The organism is Streptomyces toxytricini (assembly GCF_014649915.1).
GTDB lineage: Bacteria > Actinomycetota > Actinomycetes > Streptomycetales > Streptomycetaceae > Streptomyces > Streptomyces toxytricini.
This window is the reverse complement of the sequence record NZ_BMTY01000006.1, coordinates 165621-187206: the sequence shown is the minus strand read 5'-3', so window position 1 is coordinate 187206 and position 21586 is coordinate 165621. Positions and strand designations below refer to the sequence as shown.

At 74.5% G+C, this 21586-nt stretch carries 26 protein-coding genes; 6 read left to right on the top strand and 20 right to left on the bottom strand.

All coding sequences use genetic code 11. From position 1 onward, the window contains the following. Window positions 1–287: 287 nt before the first annotated feature. On the bottom strand, window positions 288–1019 hold the full coding sequence (locus IE170_RS09825; RefSeq protein ID WP_189808920.1) for a VIT1/CCC1 transporter family protein: 732 nt from the start codon (window positions 1017–1019) through the stop codon (window positions 288–290). A gap of 419 nt (window positions 1020–1438) precedes the next feature. On the opposite strand from IE170_RS09825, the gene rbsK reads away from it, so the two are divergent. The 3 genes from rbsK to IE170_RS09810 are packed head-to-tail and all read left to right on the top strand — an operon-like array spanning window position 1439 to window position 3746. Beyond that, window positions 1439–2353: a ribokinase gene (gene rbsK, locus IE170_RS09820; RefSeq protein ID WP_189808919.1), complete on the top strand. Its 915-nt coding sequence runs from the start codon at window positions 1439–1441 to the stop codon at window positions 2351–2353. Continuing rightward, on the top strand, window positions 2350–2922 hold the full coding sequence (locus tag IE170_RS09815) for a CoA-transferase family III protein (protein ID WP_189808918.1): 573 nt from the start codon (window positions 2350–2352) through the stop codon (window positions 2920–2922). Before rbsK ends, IE170_RS09815 begins: the two co-directional genes overlap by 4 nt. After that, on the top strand, window positions 2919–3746 hold the full coding sequence (locus IE170_RS09810) for an HpcH/HpaI aldolase/citrate lyase family protein (RefSeq protein WP_189808917.1): 828 nt from the start codon (window positions 2919–2921) through the stop codon (window positions 3744–3746). Before IE170_RS09815 ends, IE170_RS09810 begins: the two co-directional genes overlap by 4 nt. An 85-nt stretch (window positions 3747–3831) precedes the next feature. On the opposite strand, the gene lgt is transcribed toward IE170_RS09810, so the two are convergent. The 11 genes from lgt to hisI form a co-directional block, all read right to left on the bottom strand. Further along, window positions 3832–4974 carry a prolipoprotein diacylglyceryl transferase gene (gene lgt, locus IE170_RS09805; protein ID WP_223856929.1) on the bottom strand — a complete coding sequence of 381 codons (1143 nt, stop codon included), beginning with the start codon at window positions 4972–4974 and terminating at the stop codon, window positions 3832–3834. Between the two features lie 93 nt (window positions 4975–5067). Beyond that, on the bottom strand, window positions 5068–6030 hold the full coding sequence (locus IE170_RS09800) for a DsbA family protein (protein ID WP_189808916.1): 963 nt from the start codon (window positions 6028–6030) through the stop codon (window positions 5068–5070). A gap of 103 nt (window positions 6031–6133) precedes the next feature. Beyond that, window positions 6134–6949 carry a tryptophan synthase subunit alpha gene (trpA, locus tag IE170_RS09795; RefSeq protein WP_189808915.1) on the bottom strand — a complete coding sequence of 272 codons (816 nt, stop codon included), beginning with the start codon at window positions 6947–6949 and terminating at the stop codon, window positions 6134–6136. Further along, window positions 6946–8193 carry a tryptophan synthase subunit beta gene (gene trpB, locus IE170_RS09790; RefSeq protein ID WP_189808914.1) on the bottom strand — a complete coding sequence of 416 codons (1248 nt, stop codon included), beginning with the start codon at window positions 8191–8193 and terminating at the stop codon, window positions 6946–6948. The genes trpA and trpB overlap by 4 nt, the downstream gene beginning before the upstream one ends. Window positions 8194–8401: 208 nt before the next feature. Then, window positions 8402–8626, bottom strand: coding sequence for a tryptophan biosynthesis modulator TrpM (trpM, locus tag IE170_RS33450; RefSeq protein WP_373298970.1), 225 nt, complete (start codon window positions 8624–8626; stop codon window positions 8402–8404). Beyond that, window positions 8623–9432 carry an indole-3-glycerol phosphate synthase TrpC gene (gene trpC, locus IE170_RS09785; RefSeq protein WP_189808913.1) on the bottom strand — a complete coding sequence of 270 codons (810 nt, stop codon included), beginning with the start codon at window positions 9430–9432 and terminating at the stop codon, window positions 8623–8625. Before trpC ends, trpM begins: the two co-directional genes overlap by 4 nt. Before the next feature lie 160 nt (window positions 9433–9592). Next, window positions 9593–10120, bottom strand: a complete 528-nt coding sequence (locus IE170_RS09780) for a DUF2752 domain-containing protein (RefSeq protein ID WP_189808912.1) — start codon at window positions 10118–10120, stop codon at window positions 9593–9595. 74 nt (window positions 10121–10194) lie between these two features. Continuing rightward, window positions 10195–10434 (bottom strand): HGxxPAAW family protein, encoded by a 240-nt coding sequence (locus tag IE170_RS09775; RefSeq protein ID WP_189808911.1) that lies wholly within the window; start codon window positions 10432–10434, stop codon window positions 10195–10197. Between the two features lie 83 nt (window positions 10435–10517). Further along, window positions 10518–11129 (bottom strand): TIGR02234 family membrane protein, encoded by a 612-nt coding sequence (locus IE170_RS09770; protein ID WP_229884666.1) that lies wholly within the window; start codon window positions 11127–11129, stop codon window positions 10518–10520. A 15-nt stretch (window positions 11130–11144) separates the two neighbouring features. Then, on the bottom strand, window positions 11145–12644 hold the full coding sequence (locus IE170_RS09765; protein WP_189808910.1) for an anthranilate synthase component I: 1500 nt from the start codon (window positions 12642–12644) through the stop codon (window positions 11145–11147). A gap of 11 nt (window positions 12645–12655) precedes the next feature. Further along, entirely contained in the window at window positions 12656–13030 is a 375-nt protein-coding gene (gene hisI / locus IE170_RS09760) for a phosphoribosyl-AMP cyclohydrolase (protein ID WP_373298965.1), read from the bottom strand. 84 nt (window positions 13031–13114) lie between these two features. On the opposite strand from hisI, the gene IE170_RS09755 reads away from it, so the two are divergent. Then, window positions 13115–13747, top strand: a complete 633-nt coding sequence (locus IE170_RS09755; protein ID WP_189808909.1) for a TIGR03085 family metal-binding protein — start codon at window positions 13115–13117, stop codon at window positions 13745–13747. A 55-nt stretch (window positions 13748–13802) separates the two neighbouring features. Here IE170_RS09755 and hisF read toward each other — a convergent pair whose 3' ends face one another. Genes hisF through hisD form a run of 8 tightly spaced genes read right to left on the bottom strand, consistent with a single transcriptional unit; the run spans window position 13803 to window position 19546 of the window. Further along, complete coding sequence (gene hisF / locus IE170_RS09750) at window positions 13803–14558, bottom strand: imidazole glycerol phosphate synthase subunit HisF (RefSeq protein WP_189808908.1); 756 nt, start codon at window positions 14556–14558, stop codon at window positions 13803–13805. Further along, window positions 14558–14959, bottom strand: a complete 402-nt coding sequence (locus tag IE170_RS09745) for a RidA family protein (protein WP_189808907.1) — start codon at window positions 14957–14959, stop codon at window positions 14558–14560. The genes hisF and IE170_RS09745 overlap by 1 nt, the downstream gene beginning before the upstream one ends. Then, the gene (priA, locus tag IE170_RS09740; RefSeq protein ID WP_189808906.1) at window positions 14956–15696 is read right to left on the bottom strand and encodes a bifunctional 1-(5-phosphoribosyl)-5-((5-phosphoribosylamino)methylideneamino)imidazole-4-carboxamide isomerase/phosphoribosylanthranilate isomerase PriA; all 741 of its coding nucleotides are present in this window, start codon (window positions 15694–15696) and stop codon (window positions 14956–14958) included. Before priA ends, IE170_RS09745 begins: the two co-directional genes overlap by 4 nt. Beyond that, a complete protein-coding gene (gene hisH, locus IE170_RS09735; RefSeq protein ID WP_189808905.1) occupies window positions 15696–16346 on the bottom strand; it encodes an imidazole glycerol phosphate synthase subunit HisH in 651 nt (216 codons plus the stop codon). Before hisH ends, priA begins: the two co-directional genes overlap by 1 nt. Beyond that, complete coding sequence (locus IE170_RS09730) at window positions 16343–16510, bottom strand: CG2302 family histidine operon protein (RefSeq protein WP_189808904.1); 168 nt, start codon at window positions 16508–16510, stop codon at window positions 16343–16345. The genes hisH and IE170_RS09730 overlap by 4 nt, the downstream gene beginning before the upstream one ends. Before the next feature lie 2 nt (window positions 16511–16512). Then, a complete protein-coding gene (gene hisB, locus IE170_RS09725) occupies window positions 16513–17112 on the bottom strand; it encodes an imidazoleglycerol-phosphate dehydratase HisB (RefSeq protein ID WP_189808903.1) in 600 nt (199 codons plus the stop codon). Next, the gene (locus IE170_RS09720) at window positions 17109–18227 is read right to left on the bottom strand and encodes a histidinol-phosphate transaminase (RefSeq protein WP_317986286.1); all 1119 of its coding nucleotides are present in this window, start codon (window positions 18225–18227) and stop codon (window positions 17109–17111) included. The genes hisB and IE170_RS09720 overlap by 4 nt, the downstream gene beginning before the upstream one ends. Then, window positions 18224–19546: a histidinol dehydrogenase gene (gene hisD / locus IE170_RS09715; protein WP_189808901.1), complete on the bottom strand. Its 1323-nt coding sequence runs from the start codon at window positions 19544–19546 to the stop codon at window positions 18224–18226. The genes IE170_RS09720 and hisD overlap by 4 nt, the downstream gene beginning before the upstream one ends. 125 nt (window positions 19547–19671) lie before the next feature. Between hisD and IE170_RS09710 the strand changes: the two genes are divergently transcribed. After that, a complete protein-coding gene (locus tag IE170_RS09710) occupies window positions 19672–21273 on the top strand; it encodes an oxidoreductase (RefSeq protein ID WP_189808900.1) in 1602 nt (533 codons plus the stop codon). Between the two features lie 137 nt (window positions 21274–21410). After that, window positions 21411–21586: LON peptidase substrate-binding domain-containing protein (locus IE170_RS32520; protein ID WP_229884671.1), on the top strand; the 176-nt coding region annotated here is incomplete at its 3' end.

Below are 21586 nucleotides of genomic sequence, written 5' to 3'. Positions count from 1 at the left end.
ACGACGTTGGCCCTCTGCGAAATTTCGTGCAGGTTACATGATGACCGCAATCTTGCGAACCGGATACGGCGTTTCACCATGCGGACACTGCACGGGGCGGGATACGGGTGTCCCCGCGCTGGTGCGAGGCGTGTGGGAGGGTGCCGGCGGGGGCGGGGGCCCCGACGCGTGAACGGGCATCGTTGCCCGGCGCGCCCCGGTGTGATGCCCGGCGGACACGGAATCGAAACCGCCGGGTAACGGACTACTTATGTGGTGCGCTGCATAGTGTCTCATCGACGGGGCGCTCAGCCTATGGCCCCGCCGATCCAGGTTCCCAGGATGTACGTCACACCGGCGGCCGCGCCACCCAGGAGCAGCTGCCGCAGGCCGCTGTACCACCAGGAGCGGGCGGTGACCTTGGAGACGATCGCGCCGCAGGCGAAGAGCCCGGCCAGGGCGAGCAGCACGGCGGGCCACAGGGCCGTCGCGCCGAGCAGGTAGGGCAGGACGGGCAGCAGGGCGCCCAGCGCGAACGAGCCGAAGGAGGACGCGGCGGCGACCAGCGGCGAGGGCAGGTCGTCGGGGTCGATGCCGAGCTCCTCGCGGGCGTGGATCTCCAGCGCCTGCTCGGGGTCGCGGGAGAGCTGCATGGCGACCTCGCGGGCGAGGGCCGGCTCGACGCCGCGGGAGACGTACAGCTCGGCGAGCTCCTCCATCTCGTCGATCGGGTGCCCCAGCAACTGCTGCCGCTCGACGTCGAGTTCGGCGAGGACGAGCTCGCGCTGCGAGGCGACCGAGGTGTATTCGCCGGCGGCCATGGAGAACGCGCCGGCGGCGAGCCCGGCCAGTCCGGCGATGGCGATGCCGGCGGGGGCGGTGGCGCCGCCGGCCACACCCGTCATCAGGGCGAGGTTGGAGACGAGGCCGTCCATCGCGCCGAAGACCGCGGGGCGCAGCCATCCGCCGTTGACGTCCCGGTGGGTGTGGTTGTCGCGGTGCGCGGTGTGCAGCGGCGCTTCGGTGTCGATGATGGACATGCGGCTCTTCTCCCCTTTTGTACCCATGGGGGCCGTGAGACGGTCCGCTCCCCCCGAACGCCTCGAAACTACGCACGATTTCGACGGTGCGCCAGCAAGGAAGGCCGTACTTACCTGGGCTTTTGGGGGTCGGCGACCGGGTGACGCCGGTACGGGCGGGGCGTTTCGCGACGACCGACAAACCGCATTCCATGGCACAAATCCCCCTAGGGGTCGCGATGACCCCCTCACGTGGAGAGGCACGCCATGGAGCCGGTTGCTGCACGCCCGCCGCAGGTCCTCCCCGAAGGGTTCCGGGGCGCTCCGCCGGGCCCGGCCGCGGGCGACGCAGTGGGCCGGCAGCACTCCCGGTACGGTCGCTGCCACCGGGTCCGCTCCGTCCCCGACACGGCCCTCACCGCACAGGAGGCAGCACGCCCATGACGGCCATCACCGTGCTCGGCAGCACGAACATGGACCTCGTCGCCTACGTCCCCAAGGCCCCCCGGCTCGGGGAGACCGTCACCGGCCGGGAGTTCCGCACCGTATCCGGCGGCAAGGGCGCCAACCAGGCCGTCGCCGCGGCCCGCCTCGGTGCGCGCGTGGCGATGATCGGCGCGGTCGGCGCGGACGCGTTCGGCGTACGGCTGCGCTCCGCGCTCACCGCGGCCGGTGTCGACACCTGCGGGCTGCGCACCGTGGAGGGCGCCAGCGGGACGGCGCACATCACCGTGGACGACGAGGGCGGCAACAGCATCATCGTCGTCCCCGGCGCCAACGGCCTCGTCACGGGGCTGGAGTCCGGCGACGAGGAGCGGATCGCCGCGGCGGGGACGCTGCTGCTGCAACTGGAGGTGCCGCTGTCCGCGGTCGCGGCCGCGGCCCGCGCGGCGCGGGCGCACGGGGTGCGGACGGTGCTGACACCGGCGCCGGTACAGCCGCTGCCGCCGGACCTGCCGGACGCGGTCGACCTGCTGGTCCCGAACGAGCACGAGGCGGCCGCCCTGACCGGGCTGACGGACCCCCGCCAGGCGGCGGCCGCGCTGCTGGAGCGGTTCCCCGAGGTGGTCGTCACCCTCGGCGCGGCGGGCGCCCTGCACGCCGCGCGCGGGCAGGAGCCGTACACGGTGCCCGCGCCGCGGGTCAGGGCCGTGGACACCACGGCCGCCGGCGACACCTTCGCCGGGGCGCTGGCCGTCGCCCTGGGCGAGGGGCGGCCGATGCGGGAGGCGATGGCCTGGGCGGCGGCGGCCGCCGCGCTGTCGGTGCAGCGGCCGGGCGCGCAGGACGCGATGCCGGACCGCGCCGACACCGACGCCGCCTTCGCGGCCTTCGCCGCCGGGCCGCAGCCGTGAAACCGCCCCGCCCGGACGCCGGTGGCCCGGGCCCGGACGGCCCGCCGGACGGGGACGGGCCGCCGGACGGGGGCGACTGCGGGGGCGGCGGGCTCGACGCCCCCCGCAGCACCCGCCGCGGTGCCGGCGGCCCCCGGCCGGCGGTGCCGGCGGCGGCGCAGTCGGTCCGCGAGCACGTCCTGCGCCCGGCCGCCCGGCCCGAAGCGGCCGCCGAGCCCTGGGGCGCCACCTGCTCCGGCCGGACCGCCCCCGCGGACGTGCCGGGCGAGGCGGTCCGCGGCCGCTTCACCCGGCACCCCGCCGGCCGGGTGGCGGCCCCGGCCCCGGTGTGCCACGTCCGGGACGCGACGGCGGACCCGCCCTGCGCGGCCCCGGACGCCGTCAGCCGGGTCGAGGACCCGGGACCCGGCCCGGCCCGGATTCGGAACATGCTGTTCCGGCCGGCCGGGAGCCCGGGCGCGGTCCGCCGGGCGGGCCGCCCGCACGGCGCGGACACAGGCGCCGTCCTCACCGCATCCGGCCCGGTCGGGGCCGGGATCAGCACGCTCCGGAAGGAGGGGGCCCTGTGATCCTGACCTGGCTCTACGCACCCGGCGACCACCAGGACACGGTGGCCAAGGCCCTGCACTGCGGCGCCGACGCCGTCATCGTCGACCTGGAGGACGCCGTGCCGGCCTCCCGCAAGGAGTACGCCCGCGCGGCCACCGCGGAGCTGCTCGCCGAGCGGCCGCCGGTCCCGGTGTACGTACGCGTCAACGCCCTCGACTCCCCCTGGGCCGGCGCGGACCTGGCCGCCCTGGCGGGGCTGCGGGGCCTGGCCGGGGTGCGGCTGCCGAAGGTCACCGCGCCGGAGCAGGTCGTACAGGCCGCCGAGCGGACGGGCGGGGTGGCCCTGTACGCGCTGCTGGAGTCGGCGCTGGGCGTGGAGCGGGCGTACGAGATCGCCCGCGCGCACCCCGCCCTGCACGGGCTCGCCCTGGGCGAGGCCGATCTGCGCGCCGATCTGGGGTGCGGGACCGAGGAGGGCCTGGACTGGCCGCGGTCGCGGGTGGTGGTCGCCGCGCGGGCGGCCGGGCTGGCGCCGCCCGCCCAGTCGGTCTTCCCCGACATCCGGGACCTGGACGCGCTCGCCGCCTCCTGCGCCCGCGGGCGGACGCTGGGCTTCCTCGGCCGCGCGGCGATCCACCCTCGCCAGCTCCCGGTGATCGAGCGGGCCTACTTGCCGGGGCCGGAGGAGGTCGGCGCCGCGCAGGAGGTCGTGGCTGCGGCCCGCCGCAACCCGGGGGCGGGGGTCCTGCCCGACGGGCGGTTCGTGGACGCGGCGGTACTGGCGGTCGCAGAGCGGGTGGTGGCGCTGTCGCGCCGCGAGTGGCCGGTTCCGCTGCCGTCCTGAGCGGCGCGGCGGGCGGCCGGAACGCCGCAGGGGCGCCGCGCTGTCTGCGCGGCGCCCCTGCGGGCGGATCCTGCTCGTGCCGGGATCAGAGCTTGTCGGCACCGGGCGCGTCGGCCGCTCCGCCGGTCTGGGCGGGGGCCTTCTCCGCGGCGGCGGCCGGCTTGGCGAGGTCCGCCTTCGCCGCCGCCGGCTCGGCGGCGGGGGCCGCGGCGCCCGCGCCCTTCACCTCGGCGGCCTCGGCCCCGGCCTTCACGGCGACGGCCTCGGCACCGGCAGCCTTCGCATCGCCGGCCGCGGCCTCGGCATCCTTCGCCTCGGCGCCCTTCGCCTCGCCGGACGCGGCGTCGGCGGCCTCCGCCGCGTTCTTCGCACCGGCCGGCTTCGCGGCGGCCGCCGGGTCGGAGGCCGCGGGGCCGCGGTCCGGCTCGACGACCTCCTCGCGGCCCGGCCGCAGCTTCGCGGAGACCGCGAAGTAGACGACGGCCAGGACGAACACGGCGATCGCGGTCCAGACGTTCAGCCGCAGGCCGAGGATGTGGTGCGCCTCGTCGACCCGCATGTACTCGATCCAGGCGCGGCCCGCGCAGTACGCGGCGACGTACAGGGCGAAGGCCCGGCCGTGGCCCAGCTTGAAGCGCCGGTCGGCCCAGATCACGAGCGCGGCGACGCCGAGGCACCACAGCGACTCGTACAGGAACGTCGGGTGGTAGGTGCCGCCGACCCGGTTCGGGCCGTCGCTGATCTCGACGGCCCACGGCAGGTCGGTGGCGCGCCCGTACAGCTCCTGGTTGAACCAGTTGCCCCAGCGGCCGATGGCCTGGGCGAGGGCGATGCCGGGGGCGAGGGCGTCGGCCCAGGCGGGCAGCGGGATGCCCCGCAGGCGGCAGCCGATCCAGGCGCCGACCGCGCCGAGCGCGATGGCGCCCCAGATGCCGAGGCCGCCCTCCCAGATCTTGAAGGCGTCGACCCAGTTGCGGCCTTCGCCGAAGTAGAGCTGGTAGTCGGTGATCACGTGGTAGAGGCGGCCGCCGACCAGGCCGAACGGAACCGCCCACACGGCGATGTCCGCGACGGTGCCCGGCTTTCCTCCGCGCGCGATCCAGCGCTTGTTGCCGAGCCAGACGGCGGCGAAGACGCCGATGATGATGCAGAACGCGTAGCCGCGCAGCGGGATCGGCCCGAGGTGGACCACACCGGTCGACGGACTGGGAATGTAGGCAAGTTCCATGGCAGGTCCGACGCTACCCTGCCGGGCGGTGCGCACGGCAACCCGCCCGGCGTTCCCGCCATCAAATCGACACCTCGTGTCCGCCGGGCGGCCTCACTCCCGGGCGGCCCCCTGGGCGCCCGTGCCGCGGGCCGGCGCCGACGGCGACGCGGTGCGCGAGGAGGACGCGGAGCCCTTCGCCTTGGAGGCCGGCGAGGCCGGCGCCCCCGCCGCGGACGGCGATCCCGAGGCGGCCGGGGAGGCCGGGGAGGCCGGGGAGGCCGGGGAGGCGCTCTTGGTGCCGCCGCCCTTCGCCGCTGCCTCGACGATCTCCTTCATCTTCTGCGGGGTGATCTGCTCGGTCATCACGTCCTTGCCGTTCAGCAGCACCGTCGGGGTGCCGCGGAACTTGCCCTCCCGGAACGCCTCGAAGGACTTGCCGACCCAGCTCTCGTGCGTCCCGTCCTCCACGCACGCACGGAACTCCGCGGTGTCGAGGCCGGGCACCTTGCCCGCCAGCTCCAGCAGCTTCGCGTTCTTGCCGTAGGCGTCGTCCGGCTCGGGCGGCTGGTTCTCGAACAGCACGTCGTGGTACTCGGTGAACTTCCCGGCGTCCTGGGCGCAGGCAGCCGCGTTGGCGCTCTTGAGCGAGCCGCTGCCGCCCATGTTGCCGTCGATCAGGGTGACCAGGTGGTAGTCGGTCTTGAGCAGCCCCTTGGCCTCCAGCTCGTGCACCGTGTCCTTGTACATGGTCTCGAAGTTCTTGCAGGCCGGGCAGCGGAAGTCCTCCCACACGACCAGCGTGGAGGGGGCCTCGGCGCTGCCCGTCCGGATGGCGAGGGAGTCCTCGCCGGTGGCCCCGGAGGGGGCCGTGACGGGGCCGCCGCCCGCGCTGTCCTTGCCGGTGTTGGCCGCGATCAGGCCGACCACGGCAGCCAGGCCGAGAACGCCGACCACCGCCGTCGCCACGACGAGCGTCCGCCGGCGCTTGTCCTTCTTCTTCTGCCGCTCGCGCTCGGCCTGGAGCCGCTCGCGGGCCGATCGGTTCTTCGCTTGGCGGTTCGCACCGTCGTTCATCTCGCTCACGGTCGGGCAAACGAAGCAGGGAGGCACTCCCGTGCCCCCCTGCTCCCAGATCCACCCGATCGGGCTACAGAACCCTTTTCGGACGCGCCCGGCGTCAGCTCCTGCGTACGCCTTCCGCAAGTTCGCCCGCCAGCGCCCGCACGGCCGCGAGACCGGCCGGCAGGTCCGGCGCGTCCAGCAGCAGCTTCACGAACGCCGAGCCGACGATCACCCCGTCGGCGAAGCCGGCGACCTCCTTGGCCTGTACGGCGTTGGAGACGCCGAGCCCGACGCACACGGGCAGCTCCGTGGTGGCGCGGGTGCGGCGGACAAGCTCCTGCGCCTCGTTGCCGACGGACTCCCGGGGGCCGGTGACGCCCATGAGGGAGGCGGCGTAGACGAAGCCCGAGCCGGCCGCGGTGATCGTGGCGAGGCGGGCGTCCTTGCTGCTGGGGGCGACGACGAAGACGGTCGCGAGGCCGTGCTTGTCGGCGTGCTCCCGCCACGGCGCGGACTCCTGGACGGGCAGGTCGGGCAGGATGCAGCCGGCGCCGCCCGCCTCGGCCAGCTCGGCGGCGAACCGCTCGGGGCCGTAGCGGTCGATCGGGTTCCAGTACGTCATCACCAGCACCGGCGCGCCGGTCGCCTCGTGCGCCTCGCGGACCGTGCGCAGCACGTCGGCGATCCGGACGCCGCCGCGCAGGGCGATGTCGTCGGCGGTCTGGATGACGGCGCCGTCGAGGACGGGGTCGCTGTGCGGGAGGCCGACCTCGACGACGTCGGCGCCGCCGGCGATGACGGCCTTGACGGCCTCGATGCCGCCGTCGACGGTCGGGAAGCCGGCCGGGAGGTAGGCGACCAGGGCGGCGCGGTCCTCGGCCCTGGCCTTGGCGAGGGTGTCGCTCAGCAGCCGGATGTTGCCCTTGCTCACTTCGACTCCCCCTCGGCGTCGTACAGCCCGAAGTAGCGGGCGGCGGTGTCCATGTCCTTGTCGCCTCGGCCGGACAGGTTGACCACGACGAGCCCGTCCGGGCCGAGCTCGCGGCCGAGGTCTAGGGCGCCGGCGAGGGCGTGCGCCGACTCGATGGCCGGGATGATGCCCTCGGTGCGGGAGAGCAGGCGCAGGGCCTGCATGGCGGCGTCGTCGGTGACCGCGCGGTACTCGCCGCGGCCGCTGTCCTTGAGGAAGGAGTGCTCCGGGCCGATGCCCGGGTAGTCCAGGCCCGCGGAGATCGAGTAAGGCTCGGTGATCTGGCCCTCGTCGTCCTGGAGGACGTAGGAGCGGGAGCCGTGCAGGATGCCGGGCTCGCCGGCGGTGAGGGTGGCGGCGTGCTCGCCGGTCTCGACGCCGTGCCCGGCGGGCTCGAAGCCGACGAGGCGGACGCCGGTGTCGGGGAGGAAGGCGTGGAAGAGGCCGATGGCGTTGGAGCCTCCGCCGACGCAGGCGGCGACGGCGTCGGGCAGGCGGCCGGTGCGCTCCAGGATCTGGCGGCGGGCCTCGACGCCGATGACGCGGTGGAAGTCGCGGACCATGGCGGGGAAGGGGTGCGGGCCGGCGACGGTGCCGAAGAGGTAGTGGGTGCGGTCGACGTTGGCGACCCAGTCGCGGAACGCCTCGTTGATGGCGTCCTTGAGGGTGCGGGAGCCGGACTTCACGGCGATGACCTCGGCGCCCAGCATTCGCATGCGGGCCACGTTGAGGGCCTGCCGCTGCGTGTCGATCTCGCCCATGTAGACGGTGCAGTCGAGGCCGAAGAGGGCGCAGGCCGTGGCGGTGGCCACGCCGTGCTGGCCGGCGCCGGTCTCGGCGATGACGCGGGTCTTGCCCATGCGCTTGGTGAGGAGGGCCTGGCCCAGCACGTTGTTGATCTTGTGCGAGCCGGTGTGGTTGAGGTCCTCGCGCTTGAGGAAGATGCGGGCGCCGCCGGCGTGCCCGGCGAAGCGGGGCACCTCGGTCAGGGCGCTGGGGCGGCCGGTGTAGTTGACCATGAGGTCGTTGAGCTCGGCCGCGAAGGCGGGGTCGTTCTTCGCCTTCTCGTACTCGACGGCGACCTCGTCCACGGCGGCGACGAGGGCCTCCGGGATGAACTTGCCGCCGAAGTCGCCGAAGTAGCCCTCGGCGTTGGGGACGCGGCCTTCCGGATCCGGGACGAAGAAGTCAGTGGCGCTGGACATGCCGGCAACTCCTGGGGTGTGCGGTGCGGCGGATGGTTGTCACCGTATGGCGCCGCCCGCCCGCGACGGGCACACCACACCCTTCGAGGGTGCGGGTGCGTGCGGTGCGGGTCCCGTGCGCGCGGAGGGCCGTCGGGGCCGTCGGGGCGCAGGGGGTGTGTGCGGAGGGGGCCCGCGCGGGGGTGCCGCGCGGGTCGTCCCGTCCGTCCTACGGCGCTTCTCCGCGGCGCCATCGCATGCCGTTGACCTGTCCGGGCTCGGAGCCGATGACGTACCGCACCCGCCGCCCGTGGACGCGCCGGGCCGGGGCGCGGCAGCCGCGGGGGCGGCAGCCGCGCGCCAGGGGCGCGTGGGCCGTCGGCACGCCGGCGGCCGGGCGGCGGCCCGGGCGGGTGCTGACGGGGGTGCGGTCGGGGGTCACGGCTGCGGTCAGCTCCGCCCGTGGCGCAGGGCGGGGTGGGCTCCGGCGGCGACGAGGTCGGCCACGGCGGACTTCGGGTCGCGTCCGGTCACCAGGGACTCCCCCACGAGGACGGCGTCGGCGCCCTCGTTGGCGTAGGCGATGAGGTCGTGCGGTCCGCGGATGCCGGACTCGGCGACCTTGACGACGTGCGCCGGGATCTCGCCGACGACGCGCTCGAAGGTGGAGCGGTCGACGCTGAGGTCCTTGAGGTTGCGCGCGTTCACACCGATGATCTTCGCGCCGGCTGCGACCGCGCGCTCGATCTCCTCCTCGTCGTGGACCTCGACGAGCGGGGTGAGGCCGATGGACTCGGCCCGCTCGATGAGGGAGACGAGGGCCTCCTGCTCCAGGGCCGCGACGATCAGCAGGGCGAGGTCGGCGCCGTAGGCGCGGGCCTCCCACAGCTGGTACGCCGTGACGATGAAGTCCTTGCGCAGGATCGGGATGTCCACGCGGGCGCGGACGGCCTCCAGGTCGGCCAGCGAGCCGCCGAAACGGCGCTGCTCGGTGAGGACGGAGATGACCGCCGCACCGCCCGCCTCGTAGTCGGCGGCGAGTCCGGCCGGGTCGGCGATCGCGGCCAGCGCGCCCTTGGACGGGCTGGAACGCTTGACCTCGCAGATCACCTTGACGCCGTCGCCGCGCAGGGCCGCGACGCCGTCCTTCGCCTGGGGCGCCTTGGCGGCACGCTCCTTGAGCTCGTCGAGGCTCACGCGGGCCTGCCGTTCGGCAAGGTCTTCGCGGACCCCTTCGATGATCTCGTCGAGCACACTCACGCGAGCGGCCCCCTTCCGGGTCGATGACGGTCGGCCGCCGTGCAGGCACGTACGACTGCAAGGTCGGCAATCAAATGGTATCCGGCCACGGCGCGCCGCTCCGCACGCGGCTGCGGGCGTCCCATTGGCTGGACATTCGGAATACGGGATTCATAAGGCCTCAGGGGGCCAGTGCGGCGCCGAAGGGCAGATTCCGGACGACGGAGAAGACCAGGGCGGCCCCGCCGAGGGCCCACCAGTACGGGCCCTTGAGGGCGAAACGCGGGGTCGGAGCGCCGCGCCAGGCCCGCAGCAGCCACAGGGCGGCGAATCCGGCGAAGGCGAAGTAGCCGATCACGGCCATCGCATTCGCCCCGAATGCGGCGGCGAGATCGCCGTGGGCGAACGCGTGGGCGCTGCGCAGGCCGCCGCATCCCGGACACAGGATTCCGCTCAGCCGGAAAAGCGGGCAGACCGGATAGTGGCCGGGTTCATTGGGGTCCACGGCGCCCACGTACGCAAATGCGGCGGCCGCCGCGAGCACCGTGAGGGCCGGGGCGGCGAGCCTGCGCGCCCGGGAGGCCGGTACGGCTGCCGGGGCCCCGGGAGCGCCCGGTGCGGGGTGCGCGGGCGGGCCGGCGGGGCCGGGCGCCGCGGCGGGCGGCGGGGCCTGTCCGGCCGGGGGCCGGGGGGTGCGGGAGGCGTCCACGCGCTGATTCTCTCCGGTGACGGCGAAAGGCGCAGCCCGACCGGGCCGCGCCTTCGTCCGCCGGCGTCCGGAGCTCAGGCCTTGGCCGCGGCGATGGCCTTGGCGAGGTCGTCGTGGGCGGGCTTGGGCGCACCCATGCCGGCGGCCTTCATGCCGAGGCCCACGACGCCTCCGAGCGCGACGACGACGAGGCCCGCCCAGAACCCGACCGGGTTCGCCAGCACCATGAAGGCGCCGGAGATGCAGAAACCGATGAAGGCGATGATGACACCGGTCCAGGCGGCCGGGGTGTGACCGTGGCTGCTGCCCGCCATGAGTTGCTCCTCGTTTTGCTCTGTCGCGCGTGCGGTGTTCGCACGCTCGGTTGCCATTGTCCCGCACGGTCGGCGGGCCGTGCTCAGCGGGTGGGGTCCTCGCCGCGGTCCAGGGCCTTCCACAGGTCCTCCGGCCGGTCGGGGTCCGCGGCGGCGGGCCGGGCGGCCCGCGGGCCGCCGTCGCGCTCGTAGCGGCCGCCCATGGCGGGCCAGCCGCCGCCGAACCGCAGGGCGAGCAGCCCGGCGGCCAGGATCAGGGCGGCGCCCGCGGCCGTGGCGTACGGCCAGGCTGTCTGCGCGGCCGTCGCGACGTGCGCGGCGGAGTCCGCGGCCGTCCGCGCGGCCTGCTCGTCCAGCGCGCGGCGGCCGTCGCCGGCGAGGAGCGCGGCGAGGGCCGCGCCGAGGCCGCTGAGCGCCAGCAGCGCCGCGACCAGCTGCCGGCCCCGGCCGCGTACGGCGAAGACGGCGACGAGCGCGGCGAGGCCGACGACGGCCAGGGCGGCGGGCAGCCCGGTGACGTCACCGCCGTCCGCGGCCAGGGGGACCGTGCCGCCGCCGACGGCCGCGGTGCCGCGGGCCCACACCCGGCCGGAGCCGAGGAGGACCACGCAGGCGCCGAGCGCGCCGAGCAGCAGGGCGGCGGCCACGCTGCGGCGGCTGCCGGTGTCGTTTCGGGAGGGGGGTGCGGCACTCACGCCCTCCACTATCCCCTACCGCTCCGGGGCGGTGGCCATCCGGTTGGCCGCGGCGACCGCGCGGAGCACGGCGGAGGCCTTGTTGCGGCACTCCAGGTCCTCCAGCTCGGGCACCGAGTCGGCGACGACGCCCGCGCCGGCCTGCACGTACGCGGTCCCGTCGCGGAGCAGGGCGGTGCGGATGGCGATGGCGGTGTCGGAGTCGCCGGCGAAGTCGAGGTAGCCGACGCAGCCGCCGTACAGGCCGCGGCGGGTGGGCTCCAGCTCCTCGATGATCTGCATGGCGCGCGGCTTGGGCGCCCCGGAGAGCGTGCCGGCGGGGAAGCAGGCGGTGAGCACGTCGAAGGCGGTCTTCCCCTCGGCGACCCGGCCGGTGACGGTGGAGACGATGTGCATGACGTGCGAGTACCGCTCGATGCTCATGAAGTCGACGACCTCGACGGAGCCGGGCTCGCACACCCGGCCCAGGTCGTTGCGGCCCAGGTCGACGAGCATCAGGTGCTCGGCGCGCTCCTTGGGGTCGGCGAGCAGCTCCTCGGCGAGCTCGTGGTCGCGCTGCGGGGTGGAGCCGCGGTGGCGGGTGCCGGCGATGGGGTGGACCATGGCCCGGCCGTCCTCGACCTTGACGAGGGCCTCGGGGCTGGAGCCGACGACGTCGAAGCCGTTCTCGAAGCGGAAGAGGTACATGTACGGGGACGGGTTGGTGGCCCGCAGCACCCGGTAGACGTCCAGGGCGGAGGCGTGGCAGGGCGTCTCGAACCGCTGCGAGGGCACGACCTGGAAGGCCTCGCCGGCCCGGATCCGCTCCTTGACGTCCTCGACGGCGGCCTGGTAGTCGGCGCCGCCCCACAGGGCGGAGAAGGCGGGCAGCTCGGCGGAGGGCAGCGGGGCGGGCGTGTAGGGGGCGGGCCGCGCGAGGTCGGCCTCCATGGCGTCGAGGCGGGCGACGGCGTCCGCGTGGGCCTCGTCGACGCCGGTGTCGAGGTCGTTGTGGTTGATGGCGTTGGCGATGAGCTGGACGCTGCCGTCCCAGTGGTCGAGGACCGCGAGGTCGGAGGTGAGCAGCATGGTCAGCTCGGGCAGCCGCAGGTCGTCGGAGCCGTGGTCGCCGATGCGCTCCAGGCGGCGGACGATGTCGTAGCCGAGGTAGCCCACCATGCCGCCGGTGAAGGGCGGCATCCCGGCGGCGAGGTCGCGGGGGGTGTGCAGGGCCTCGACGGTGGCGCGCAGGGCCTGCAGCGGGTCGCCGCCGGTGGGGACGCCGACGGGCGGGGTGCCGATCCAGTGGGCTTCGCCGTCGCGGACGGTGAGGGTGGCGTGGCTGCGGACGCCGACGAAGGAGTAGCGGGACCAGGAGCGGCCGTTCTCGGCGGACTCCAGCAGGAAGGTGCCCGGGCGCTCGGCGGCCAGCTTGCGGTAGAGGCCGACGGGGGTGTCGCCGTCGGCGAGCAGCTTGCGGCTCACCGGGATGACGCGGCGGTCGGCGGCGAGCTTGCGGAACTGTTCGAGGTCCATGCGTGGGATACCTAACCTGCCTGGTCGGCGGCGAGCGGGAGGACGTCGGCGTCGAAGCACGTGCGGGCGCCGGTGTGGCAGGCGGCGCCGACCTGGTCGACCTTGACGAGGAGGGTGTCGGCGTCGCAGTCGAGGGCGACGGACTTCACGTGCTGGACGTGCCCGGAGGTGTCCCCCTTGACCCAGTACTCCCGGCGGCTGCGGGACCAGTAGGTGCAGCGGCCGGTGGTCAGGGTGCGGTGGAGCGCCTCGTCGTCCATCCAGCCGAGCATGAGCACCTCGCCGGTGTCGTACTGCTGGGCGATGGCCGGGACGAGGCCGTCCGCGGAGCGCTTGAGCCGGGCCGCGATGGCGGGGTCGAGGGAGGAGCTGGTCATGCGGGCCATTGTGCCGCGCGGGGCGGGCGGTGATGGATCACTGTCCGCCTGATGGGCGGGCACGCGGCGCGCGGCCGCCGTAGGCTTGCCCGCATGTCTACCCATGCGAAGCGCGAACGCCTGCTGCTGGCGGACCTGTTGGAGTCGGCGGGCCCGCACGCGCCCACCCTGTGCGAGGGCTGGCTGACCCGGGACCTCGCGGCCCACGTGGTCGTGCGGGAGCGCCGCCCGGACGCGGCGGGCGGCCTGCTGCTGAACGTGCTGAAGGACCGGCTGGACAAGGCGATGGCCGAGTACGCGGCGAAGCCGTACGAGGAGCTGCTCCAGCTGATCCGGACGGGCCCGCCGAAGCTGTCGGTGTACTCGCTGAAGCAGGTCGACGAGGCGGCGAACGCGGTGGAGTTCTACGTGCACGCGGAGGACGTGCGGCGGGCGCAGCCCGACTGGACGCCGCGGCAGCTGGACCCGGTGTTCTCGGACGCGCTGTGGCTCCGGCTGGAGAAGCTGGCCCGGCTGACGGGGCGCCGCTCGCCGGTGGGGCTGGTGCTGCGGCGGCCGGACGGGCGCACGGTGGTGGCGCACAAGGGGACGCCGGTGGTGACGGTGACGGGGGAGCCGGGCGAGCTGGTGCTGTTCTGCTTCGGCCGGCAGGCTTCGGCGTCCGTGGAGCTGGACGGCGACAAGGAGGCGGTCGGCCGCCTGACGACGGCCCGCCTGGGCATCTGAGCGCATCCCCCTGCCCCCGCCGGAGCGGGAGCAGGGGGCCGGGCGTCGCCGCGGGTCAGCGGACCGGGTGGCCCGCCTCGCGGAGGGTGTCCTTGACCTGGGAGATCCGCAGGTCGCCGAAGTGGAACACCGAGGCGGCGAGGACCGCGTCGGCGCCGGCCTCGATGGCCGGCGGGAAGTGCTCCAGGCGGCCGGCGCCGCCGGAGGCGATCACCGGGACGGTGACGTGCTTGCGGACGGCGGCGATCATCTCGGTGTCGTAGCCGTCCTTGGTGCCGTCGGCGTCCATCGAGTTCAGCAGGATCTCGCCGGCGCCCAGCTCGGCCGCCCGGTGGGCCCACTCGACGGCGTCGATGCCGGTGCCGCGGCGGCCGCCGTGGGTGGTGACCTCGAAGGAGCCGGTGTCCGTGCGGCGGGCGTCGACGGACAGGACGAGCACCTGCCGGCCGAACCGCTCGGCGATCTCCCGGATCAGGTCGGGCCGCTCGATGGCGGCGGTGTTGACGCCGACCTTGTCGGCGCCGGCCCGCAGCAGCCTGTCGACGTCGTCGGCGGTGCGGACGCCGCCGCCGACGGTGAGCGGGATGAAGACCTGCTCGGCGGTGCGGCGCACCACGTCGTAGGTGGTCTCGCGGTTCCCGGACGAGGCGGTGATGTCGAGGAAGGTCAGCTCGTCGGCGCCTTCGGCGTCGTACAGCCTGGCCATCTCGACCGGGTCGCCGGCGTCGCGCAGGTTCTGGAAGTTGACGCCCTTGACGACGCGGCCGCTGTCCACGTCCAGGCAGGGGATCACCCGTACGGCGAGTGACATCAGGACTCCCCTCGGTAGGCTTCGACCTCGACCTCGACGACCAGGCTCGGGTCGACGAAGCCGGAAACGATGAGCATGGAGGCGGCGGGGCGGACGGAGGCGAAGAGCTCCTTGTGGGCCCGGCCCACCTCGTCGACGTCCCGCGCGTGGGTGAGGTACATGCGGGTGCGGACGACGTGCTCGGCGCCCAGGCCGGCCTGGGCGAGCGCGTCGAAGGCGACGCGGAAGGCGTTGACCGTCTGCTCGTACGGCCCGCCGGCGACGACCTTGCCGTCGACGACGGACGTGCAGCCGGAGACGAGCACCAGCCCGTTGGGCAGCTCGACGGCCCGGGAGTAGCCCACGGCCTCCTCCCAGGGGCCGCCCGAGGAGATGCGGCGGACGCCGCCGGTGGCGGTCATGCGCCGGCCACCACCCGCAGCGCCTCCTGGAGGGTGAAGGCCTTGGTGTAGAGGGCCTTGCCGACGATCGCGCCCTCGACGCCCAGCGGCACCAGCTCGGCGAGCGCCCGCAGGTCGTCCAGGCCGGCGATGCCGCCCGAGGCGACGACCGGCCGGTCGGTGGCGGCGCACACGTTCCGCAGCAGCTCCAGGTTGGGGCCGGTCAGGGTGCCGTCCTTGCCGATGTCGGTGACGACGTAGCGGGCGCAGCCCTCGGAGTCCAGGCGGGCCAGGGTCTCGTACAGGTCGCCGCCCTCGCTGGTCCAGCCGCGGCCCTTGAGGGTGGTGCCGCGGACGTCGAGGCCGACCGCGATGCGGTCGCCGTGCTCGGCGATGGCCTTCGCGGTCCACTCGGGGGCTTCGAGGGCTGCCGTGCCGAGGTTGACGCGGGTGCAGCCGGTGGCGAGCGCGGCGGCGAGGGTGGCGTCGTCGCGGATGCCGCCGGACAGTTCGACCTTGATGTCGAGGGCGCCGGTGATCTCGGCGACGAGGGCGCGGTTGTCGCCGGTGCCGAAGGCGGCGTCCAGGTCGACGAGGTGGAGCCATTCGGCGCCGGCGCCCTGCCAGGCGAGGGCCGCCTCCAGCGGGGAGCCGTAGGAGGTCTCGGTGCCGGACACGCCGTGCACCAGGCGTACGGCCTGGCCGTCGCGGACGTCGACCGCCGGGAGGAGTTCCAGCGTCGCGCGGGGCTCGGTCATCACAGGGTCTCGATCCAGTTGGTGAGGAGCTGGGCTCCGGCGTCGCCGGACTTCTCGGGGTGGAACTGGGTGGCCCACAGGGCGCCGTTCTCGACCGCCGCGACGAAGCGCTCGCCGTGGGTGGCCCAGGTGACCTTGGGGGCCGGGATCGCCGGGTTGGTGACCTCCAGGCTCCAGTCGTGGGCCGCGTAGGAGTGGACGAAGTAGAAGCGGGCGTCAGCGTCGAGCCCGGCGAAGGCCCGGCTGTCGGCGGGGGCCTCGACGGTGTTCCAGCCCATGTGGGGGACGACCGGGGCGCGGAGCGGGCCGACGGTGCCGGGCCACTCGTCGAGGCCTGAAGTCTCCACGCCGTGCTCGATGCCGCGCTCGAAGAGGATCTGCATGCCGACGCAGATGCCCATGACGGGGCGCCCGCCGGAGAGGCGGCGGCCGATGATCCAGTCGCCGCGGACGGACTTCAGCCCCTCCATGCAGGCGGAGAAGGCGCCGACGCCGGGGACGAGCAGGCCGTCGGCGTCCATGGCCTTGTCGTAGTCGCGGGTGATCTCGACGTCCGCGCCGACGCGCGCGAGGGCGCGCTCGGCGGAGCGGACGTTGCCGAACCCGTAGTCGAGGACGGCGACGGTCTTGGTGGGTCGGGCAGCGCTCATTCCCAGATTCCTTGGATCCGCAGGACTCCGGCGGCGAGGCACATCGCGGAGCCGATGGCGAGCAGCAGGACGACCGACTTGGGCATCTGCTGCTTCTGGAAGGAGTACACGCCGCCGGCCAGGAACAGGCCGACGACGATCAGTACGGTGCTGAGGCCGGTCACGGCTAGAGGGCGCCCTTCGTCGAGGGCAGGATGCCGGCGGCGGCCGCGCGCGGGTCGAGCTCGGAGGCGTACCGCAGGGCCCGGGCGAGCGCCTTGAACTGGCACTCGACGATGTGGTGGGCGTTGCGGCCGTACGGGACGTGGACGTGCAGGGCGATCTGGGCCTGCGCGACGAAGGACTCCAGGATGTGCCGGGTCATCGTCGTGTCGTACGCGCCGATCATGGGGGCCATGTTCTCGGGCTCGGTGTGCACGAGGTAGGGGCGGCCCGACAGGTCCACGGTCACCTGGGCGAGGGACTCGTCCAGGGGGACGGTGCAGTTGCCGAAGCGGTAGATGCCGACCTTGTCGCCGAGGGCCTGCTTGAAGGCGGCGCCGAGGGCGAGGGCGGTGTCCTCGATGGTGTGGTGGCTGTCGATGTGGAGGTCGCCGTCGGTCTTGACCGTGAGGTCGAACATGCCGTGGCGGCCGAGCTGGTCGAGCATGTGGTCGTAGAAGCCGACGCCGGTGGACACGTCGACCCGGCCCGTTCCGTCGAGGTTTATCTCGACGACGACGGAGGTCTCCTTCGTGGTGCGCTCGACCCGTCCGATGCGGCTCATGCGTGCTGCTCCTTCTTCAGTGCGCGAACCGCTTCCAGGAACGCGTCGTTCTCGGCCGGGGTGCCCGCGGTGACCCGCAGCCATCCCGGCACGCCGTTGTCCCGGACCAGGACGCCCCGGTCGAGGATCTGCTGCCAGGCGGTGTGGGAGTCCTCGAACCTGCCGAACTGGACGAAGTTCGCGTCGGACTCGGTGACCTCGTAGCCGATCGCCCGCAGTTCGGCGACCAGCCGGTCCCGCTCGGCCTTGAGCTGCTCGACGTAGCCGAGCAGGGTGTCGGTGTGCTCCAGGGCCGCCAGCGCGGTGGCCTGGGTGACGGCCGACAGGTGGTACGGCAGGCGCACCAGCTGGACGGCGTCGACCACGGCGGGGTGCGCGGCGAGGTAGCCCAGGCGCAGTCCCGCGGCGCCGAAGGCCTTGGACATGGTCCGGGAGACCACCAGGTTCGGGCGGCCTTCGATCAGCGGCAGGAGGGAGGGCCGGTGGCTGAACTCGACGTACGCCTCGTCGACGACGACGAGCGACGGCTTGGCCGCCTGGGCGGCGTCGTGCAGGGCGAGGACGGTCTCCGCCTCGACCGCGGTGCCCGTCGGGTTGTTGGGCGAGGTGATGAAGACGACGTCGGGCGCGTTCTCCGCGATGGCCCGGGCGGCGGCGGCCGGGTCGATGGTGAAGTCGTCCCGGCGCGGCCCGGAGATCCAGCCGGTGCCGGTGCCGCGGGCGATCAGGCCGTGCATGGAGTACGAGGGCTCGAAGCCGATCGCGGTGCGGCCGGGCCCGCCGAAGGTCTGCAGGAGCTGCTGGATGACCTCGTTGGAGCCGTTGGCGGCCCACACGTTCCCGCGGCCGACCGGGTGGCCGGCCGTGCGGGTGAGGTAGGCGGCCAGGGCGGTCCGCAGCTCGACGGCGTCCCGGTCGGGGTAGCGGTTGAGGGTGCGGGCCGCGTCGGCGACGCGCTCGGCGATGCGCCGCACCAGCTCCTCGGGGAGCTCGTACGGGTTCTCGTTGGTGTTGAGCTGCACGGGGACGTCCAGCTGCGGCGCGCCGTAGGGGCTCTTGCCGCGCAGCTCGTCCCGGATGGGCAGGTCGTCGATGCCGATGGCTCTGTCGGTCACTGGCCGGGCACCTTCCATCCGAAGCGGGCCTTGAGGGCGGCGCCGTGCGCGGGCAGGTCCTCGGCCTCGGCGAGGGTGACCACGTGGTGGGCGACCTCGGCGAGGGCGTCGCGCGTGTAGTCGACGATGTGGATGCCGCGCAGGAAGGACTGCACGGACAGGCCCGAGGAGTGGCAGGCGCAGCCGCCGGTGGGCAGGACGTGGTTGGAGCCGGCGCAGTAGTCGCCGAGGGAGACCGGCGCCCAGGGGCCGACGAAGATCGCGCCGGCGTTGCGGACGCGGGCCGCCCAGGCGGCGGCGTCGGCGGTCTGGATCTCCAGGTGCTCGGCGCCGTACGCGTCGACGACCTTCAGGCCGTCCTCCAGGCTGTCGACGAGGACGATCGCGGACTGCTTGCCGGCGAGGGCCGGGCGGATCCGGTCCTCGACGTGCTTGGTGGCGGCGACCTGCGGTGCGAGCTCCTTCTCGACGGCGGCCGCGAGGTCCTCGGAGTCGGTGACGAGGACGGCGGCGGCCAGCGGGTCGTGCTCGGCCTGGCTGATCAGGTCGGCGGCGACGTGCACCGGGTCGGCGGTGCCGTCGGCGAGGACGGCGATCTCGGTCGGGCCGGCCTCGGTGTCGATGCCGATCTTCCCGGTGAAGTAGCGCTTGGCGGCGGCGACCCAGATGTTGCCGGGGCCGGTGACCATGTTGACCGGCAGGCAGTCCTCGGTGCCGTACGCGAACATCGCGACGGCGACGGCGCCGCCCGCCGCGTACACCTCGTCCACGCCGAGCAGGGCGCAGGCGGCGAGGATGGTCGGGTGCGGCAGGCCGCCGAACTCCGCCTGCGGCGGCGAGGCCAGCGCGATCGAGCCGACGCCGGCCTCCTGCGCGGGGACGACGTTCATCACGACGGACGACGGGTACACCGAGCGGCCGCCCGGCGCGTACAGGCCGACGCGCTCGACCGGAACCCACTTCTCGGTCACGGTGCCGCCGGGGACGACCTGCGTGGTGTGCGCGCTGCGCCGCTGGCTGCGGTGCACGGTCCGGGCGCGGCGGATCGACTCCTCCAGCGCGGCGCGGACCTTCGGGTCGAGGCCCGCGAGCGCCTCGGCGAGCGCCTCGGCGGGGACCCTGACCTGCTCCAGCCGGACTCCGTCGAACTTCTGCGCGTACTCGATCAGCGCCGCCGTGCCGCGATGATGGACGTCCTCGCAGATGGGCCGCACCTTCTCCAGGGCGGCTTCCACGTCGAACTCGGCACGGGGCAGCAGGTCGCGCAGGGCCGCGCCCTCGGGGAGGGCGTCGCCGCGCAGGTCGATACGAGAGATCACCCCCCAATTCTCTCAGACCGCTTCCCCACGCCGTTCGCCCGTATCACTGGCTGATACGCGTCCCGGCTGTCACCGGCTGCCCTTAGCGTTCGGCGGAGAGTGCACGATCAGCGGAGGGGGCCGCCATGACCGATGCGCAGTCCGAGGGCGGGGAGCCGGCGGACCTCACGGAGCCGGAGCGCCGGATGTGGCGGGCCTTCCGGACGGGCGGAACCTGCGACCTGAGCGCCCGCGCCGCCGTCGGGGACGACCCGCACGGGGACCGGCCGTGGGGGCCCGAGCGCAGCGTCCGCGCCGACGTGGTGGCGCTGCTGCTGCTCCACGGGCCGCCGCCGGAGCCGGGCCGGGTGGCGTCGCTCAAGCTGCGGGGGGTGCGGGTGACGGGCCGCCTGGACCTGTCGGGCGGGACGGTCGAGCCGTACGTGGAGCTGCGCTCCTGCCGCTTCGACGGCGAGGTGCAGCTGTCGGAGACCCGGTTCGGGACGCTGCGGCTGGTGGACTGCGCGGTCCCCCGCCTGGACGCCTCGCGCCTGCACACCGAGGGCGACCTGCACCTGCCGCGCTGCCGGGTGGCGCGCGGGATCCGGCTGACCGACGCGCAGATCGGCACGGACCTGCTGGTCAGCCAGGCCGTCGTCCAGGGCGACGGGCGCGGGCGGGCCTTCGCGGCGGACGGGCTGTCGGTCGGGCAGGACTTCCAGGGCGAGCTGCTGGAGGCGTACGGGGAGGTGAGCCTGCGCGGGGCGAAGGTCGGGGTGTCGATGAACCTGCGCGGGGCGCGGCTGGCCAACCCGCACGGGCGGTGGGCGCTGAACGCGCCGCAGCTGACGGTGGAGCGGACCCTGTACCTGACCTCGATCGCGCTGGGCTGGGTGCCGGGCGGATCCGACTCCTCCACTCCCCCGTACGGCCTCGGGCACACGCCGGCGCGCGGGCAGCGCTCCCGGCCCTTCGAGTGCCGGGGCGGGCTGCGCCTGGACGACGGCCGGTTCGGCGACGCCGTGGACTTCTACGGGGCGAGGTTCGCGCCGGAGGCGGGCCAGGAGGTGTCGCTGCGCCGGATCCAGACGCCGGAGCTGCGGTTCGTGGGCGAGCGGCCGGAGCGGGGGCGGGTGGTGCTGTCGGGGGCGAAGGTGGTGAAGCTGGTGGACGCCTGGACCAGCTGGCCGGGCGGGGGCGGGGTGGCGATCGAGGGGTTCGCGTACGAGGCGCTGGCGCCGCGCGGCCACTTCCCGCTGGCGCGCCGGCTGGACTGGGTGGCGGCGGCGACCCCGGAGTACTCGCCGGAGCCGTACGAGCGGCTGGCGGCGGTGCTGCGGGCGAGCGGCGAGGACGCGGACGCGCGGGAGGTGCTGCTGGCGAAGCAGCGCAGGCGGCGGGCGACGCTGCCGCCCGCGGCGAAGGCGTGGGGGTACCTGCAGGACTGGACGGTGGCGTACGGGTACCGGCCGGGGCGGGCGGCGCTGTGGATGGCGCTGCTGTGGGCGGCGGGGACGGTGCTGTTCGCGGGGCACACCCCGCGGGCGGTCAAGGCGGACGAGCACCCGGAGTGGAATCCCGCCCTGTACGCCCTGGACCTGCTGCTGCCGGTCGTCGACCTGGGCCAGGAGGGGCACTGGAGGGTGGCCGGGGCCTGGCAGTGGGGCTCGGCGGCGATGGTCCTGCTGGGCTGGATCCTGGCGACGACGGTGGCGGCGGGGGCGTCGCGGCTGCTGCGGCGCGGCTGACGCCCGGGCGGGCGGCTGCGGGCGGGGCGGCGGCGCACGGCCGGGCGGGCGGCGGGCCGTTTCGGCGGCGGCGGCCCGGCCGGGCCGGAACAACCGAGGTGACAGGGCCCGCCCCTCCCCCACTACCCTTGTCCGTCGTGACCACCGTTCGCCTCCCCCTCTTCCCCCTGAACACGGTGCTGTTCCCCGGACTGGTGCTTCCGCTGAACGTCTTCGAGGAGCGTTATCGCGCCATGATGCGGGAGCTCCTGAAGACGGGCGAGGACGAGCCGCGGCGCTTCGCCGTCGTCGCCATCCGCGACGGCCGCGAGGT

What these genes read in the sequence shown, in the direction of transcription:
- trpB (WP_189808914.1), bottom strand. Translation starts at nt 8,193, where the DNA reads ATGTCCAGCGCCACTGACTTCTTCGTCCCGGATCCGGAAGGCCGCGTC.
- IE170_RS09825 (WP_189808920.1), bottom strand. Translation starts at nt 1,019, where the DNA reads ATGTCCATCATCGACACCGAAGCGCCGCTGCACACCGCGCACCGCGAC.
- IE170_RS09765 (WP_189808910.1), bottom strand. Translation starts at nt 12,644, where the DNA reads ATGGACCTCGAACAGTTCCGCAAGCTCGCCGCCGACCGCCGCGTCATC.
- IE170_RS09755 (WP_189808909.1), top strand. Translation starts at nt 13,115, where the DNA reads ATGTCTACCCATGCGAAGCGCGAACGCCTGCTGCTGGCGGACCTGTTG.
- priA (WP_189808906.1), bottom strand. Translation starts at nt 15,696, where the DNA reads ATGACCGAGCCCCGCGCGACGCTGGAACTCCTCCCGGCGGTCGACGTC.
- rbsK (WP_189808919.1), top strand. Translation starts at nt 1,439, where the DNA reads ATGACGGCCATCACCGTGCTCGGCAGCACGAACATGGACCTCGTCGCC.
- hisI (WP_373298965.1), bottom strand. Translation starts at nt 13,030, where the DNA reads ATGGCCCGCATGACCAGCTCCTCCCTCGACCCCGCCATCGCGGCCCGG.
- hisF (WP_189808908.1), bottom strand. Translation starts at nt 14,558, where the DNA reads ATGTCACTCGCCGTACGGGTGATCCCCTGCCTGGACGTGGACAGCGGC.
- IE170_RS09800 (WP_189808916.1), bottom strand. Translation starts at nt 6,030, where the DNA reads ATGAACGACGGTGCGAACCGCCAAGCGAAGAACCGATCGGCCCGCGAG.
- IE170_RS09710 (WP_189808900.1), top strand. Translation starts at nt 19,672, where the DNA reads ATGACCGATGCGCAGTCCGAGGGCGGGGAGCCGGCGGACCTCACGGAG.
- IE170_RS09775 (WP_189808911.1), bottom strand. Translation starts at nt 10,434, where the DNA reads ATGGCGGGCAGCAGCCACGGTCACACCCCGGCCGCCTGGACCGGTGTC.
- hisH (WP_189808905.1), bottom strand. Translation starts at nt 16,346, where the DNA reads ATGAGCGCTGCCCGACCCACCAAGACCGTCGCCGTCCTCGACTACGGG.
- hisB (WP_189808903.1), bottom strand. Translation starts at nt 17,112, where the DNA reads ATGAGCCGCATCGGACGGGTCGAGCGCACCACGAAGGAGACCTCCGTC.
- lgt (WP_223856929.1), bottom strand. Translation starts at nt 4,974, where the DNA reads ATGGAACTTGCCTACATTCCCAGTCCGTCGACCGGTGTGGTCCACCTC.
- IE170_RS09745 (WP_189808907.1), bottom strand. Translation starts at nt 14,959, where the DNA reads ATGACCGCCACCGGCGGCGTCCGCCGCATCTCCTCGGGCGGCCCCTGG.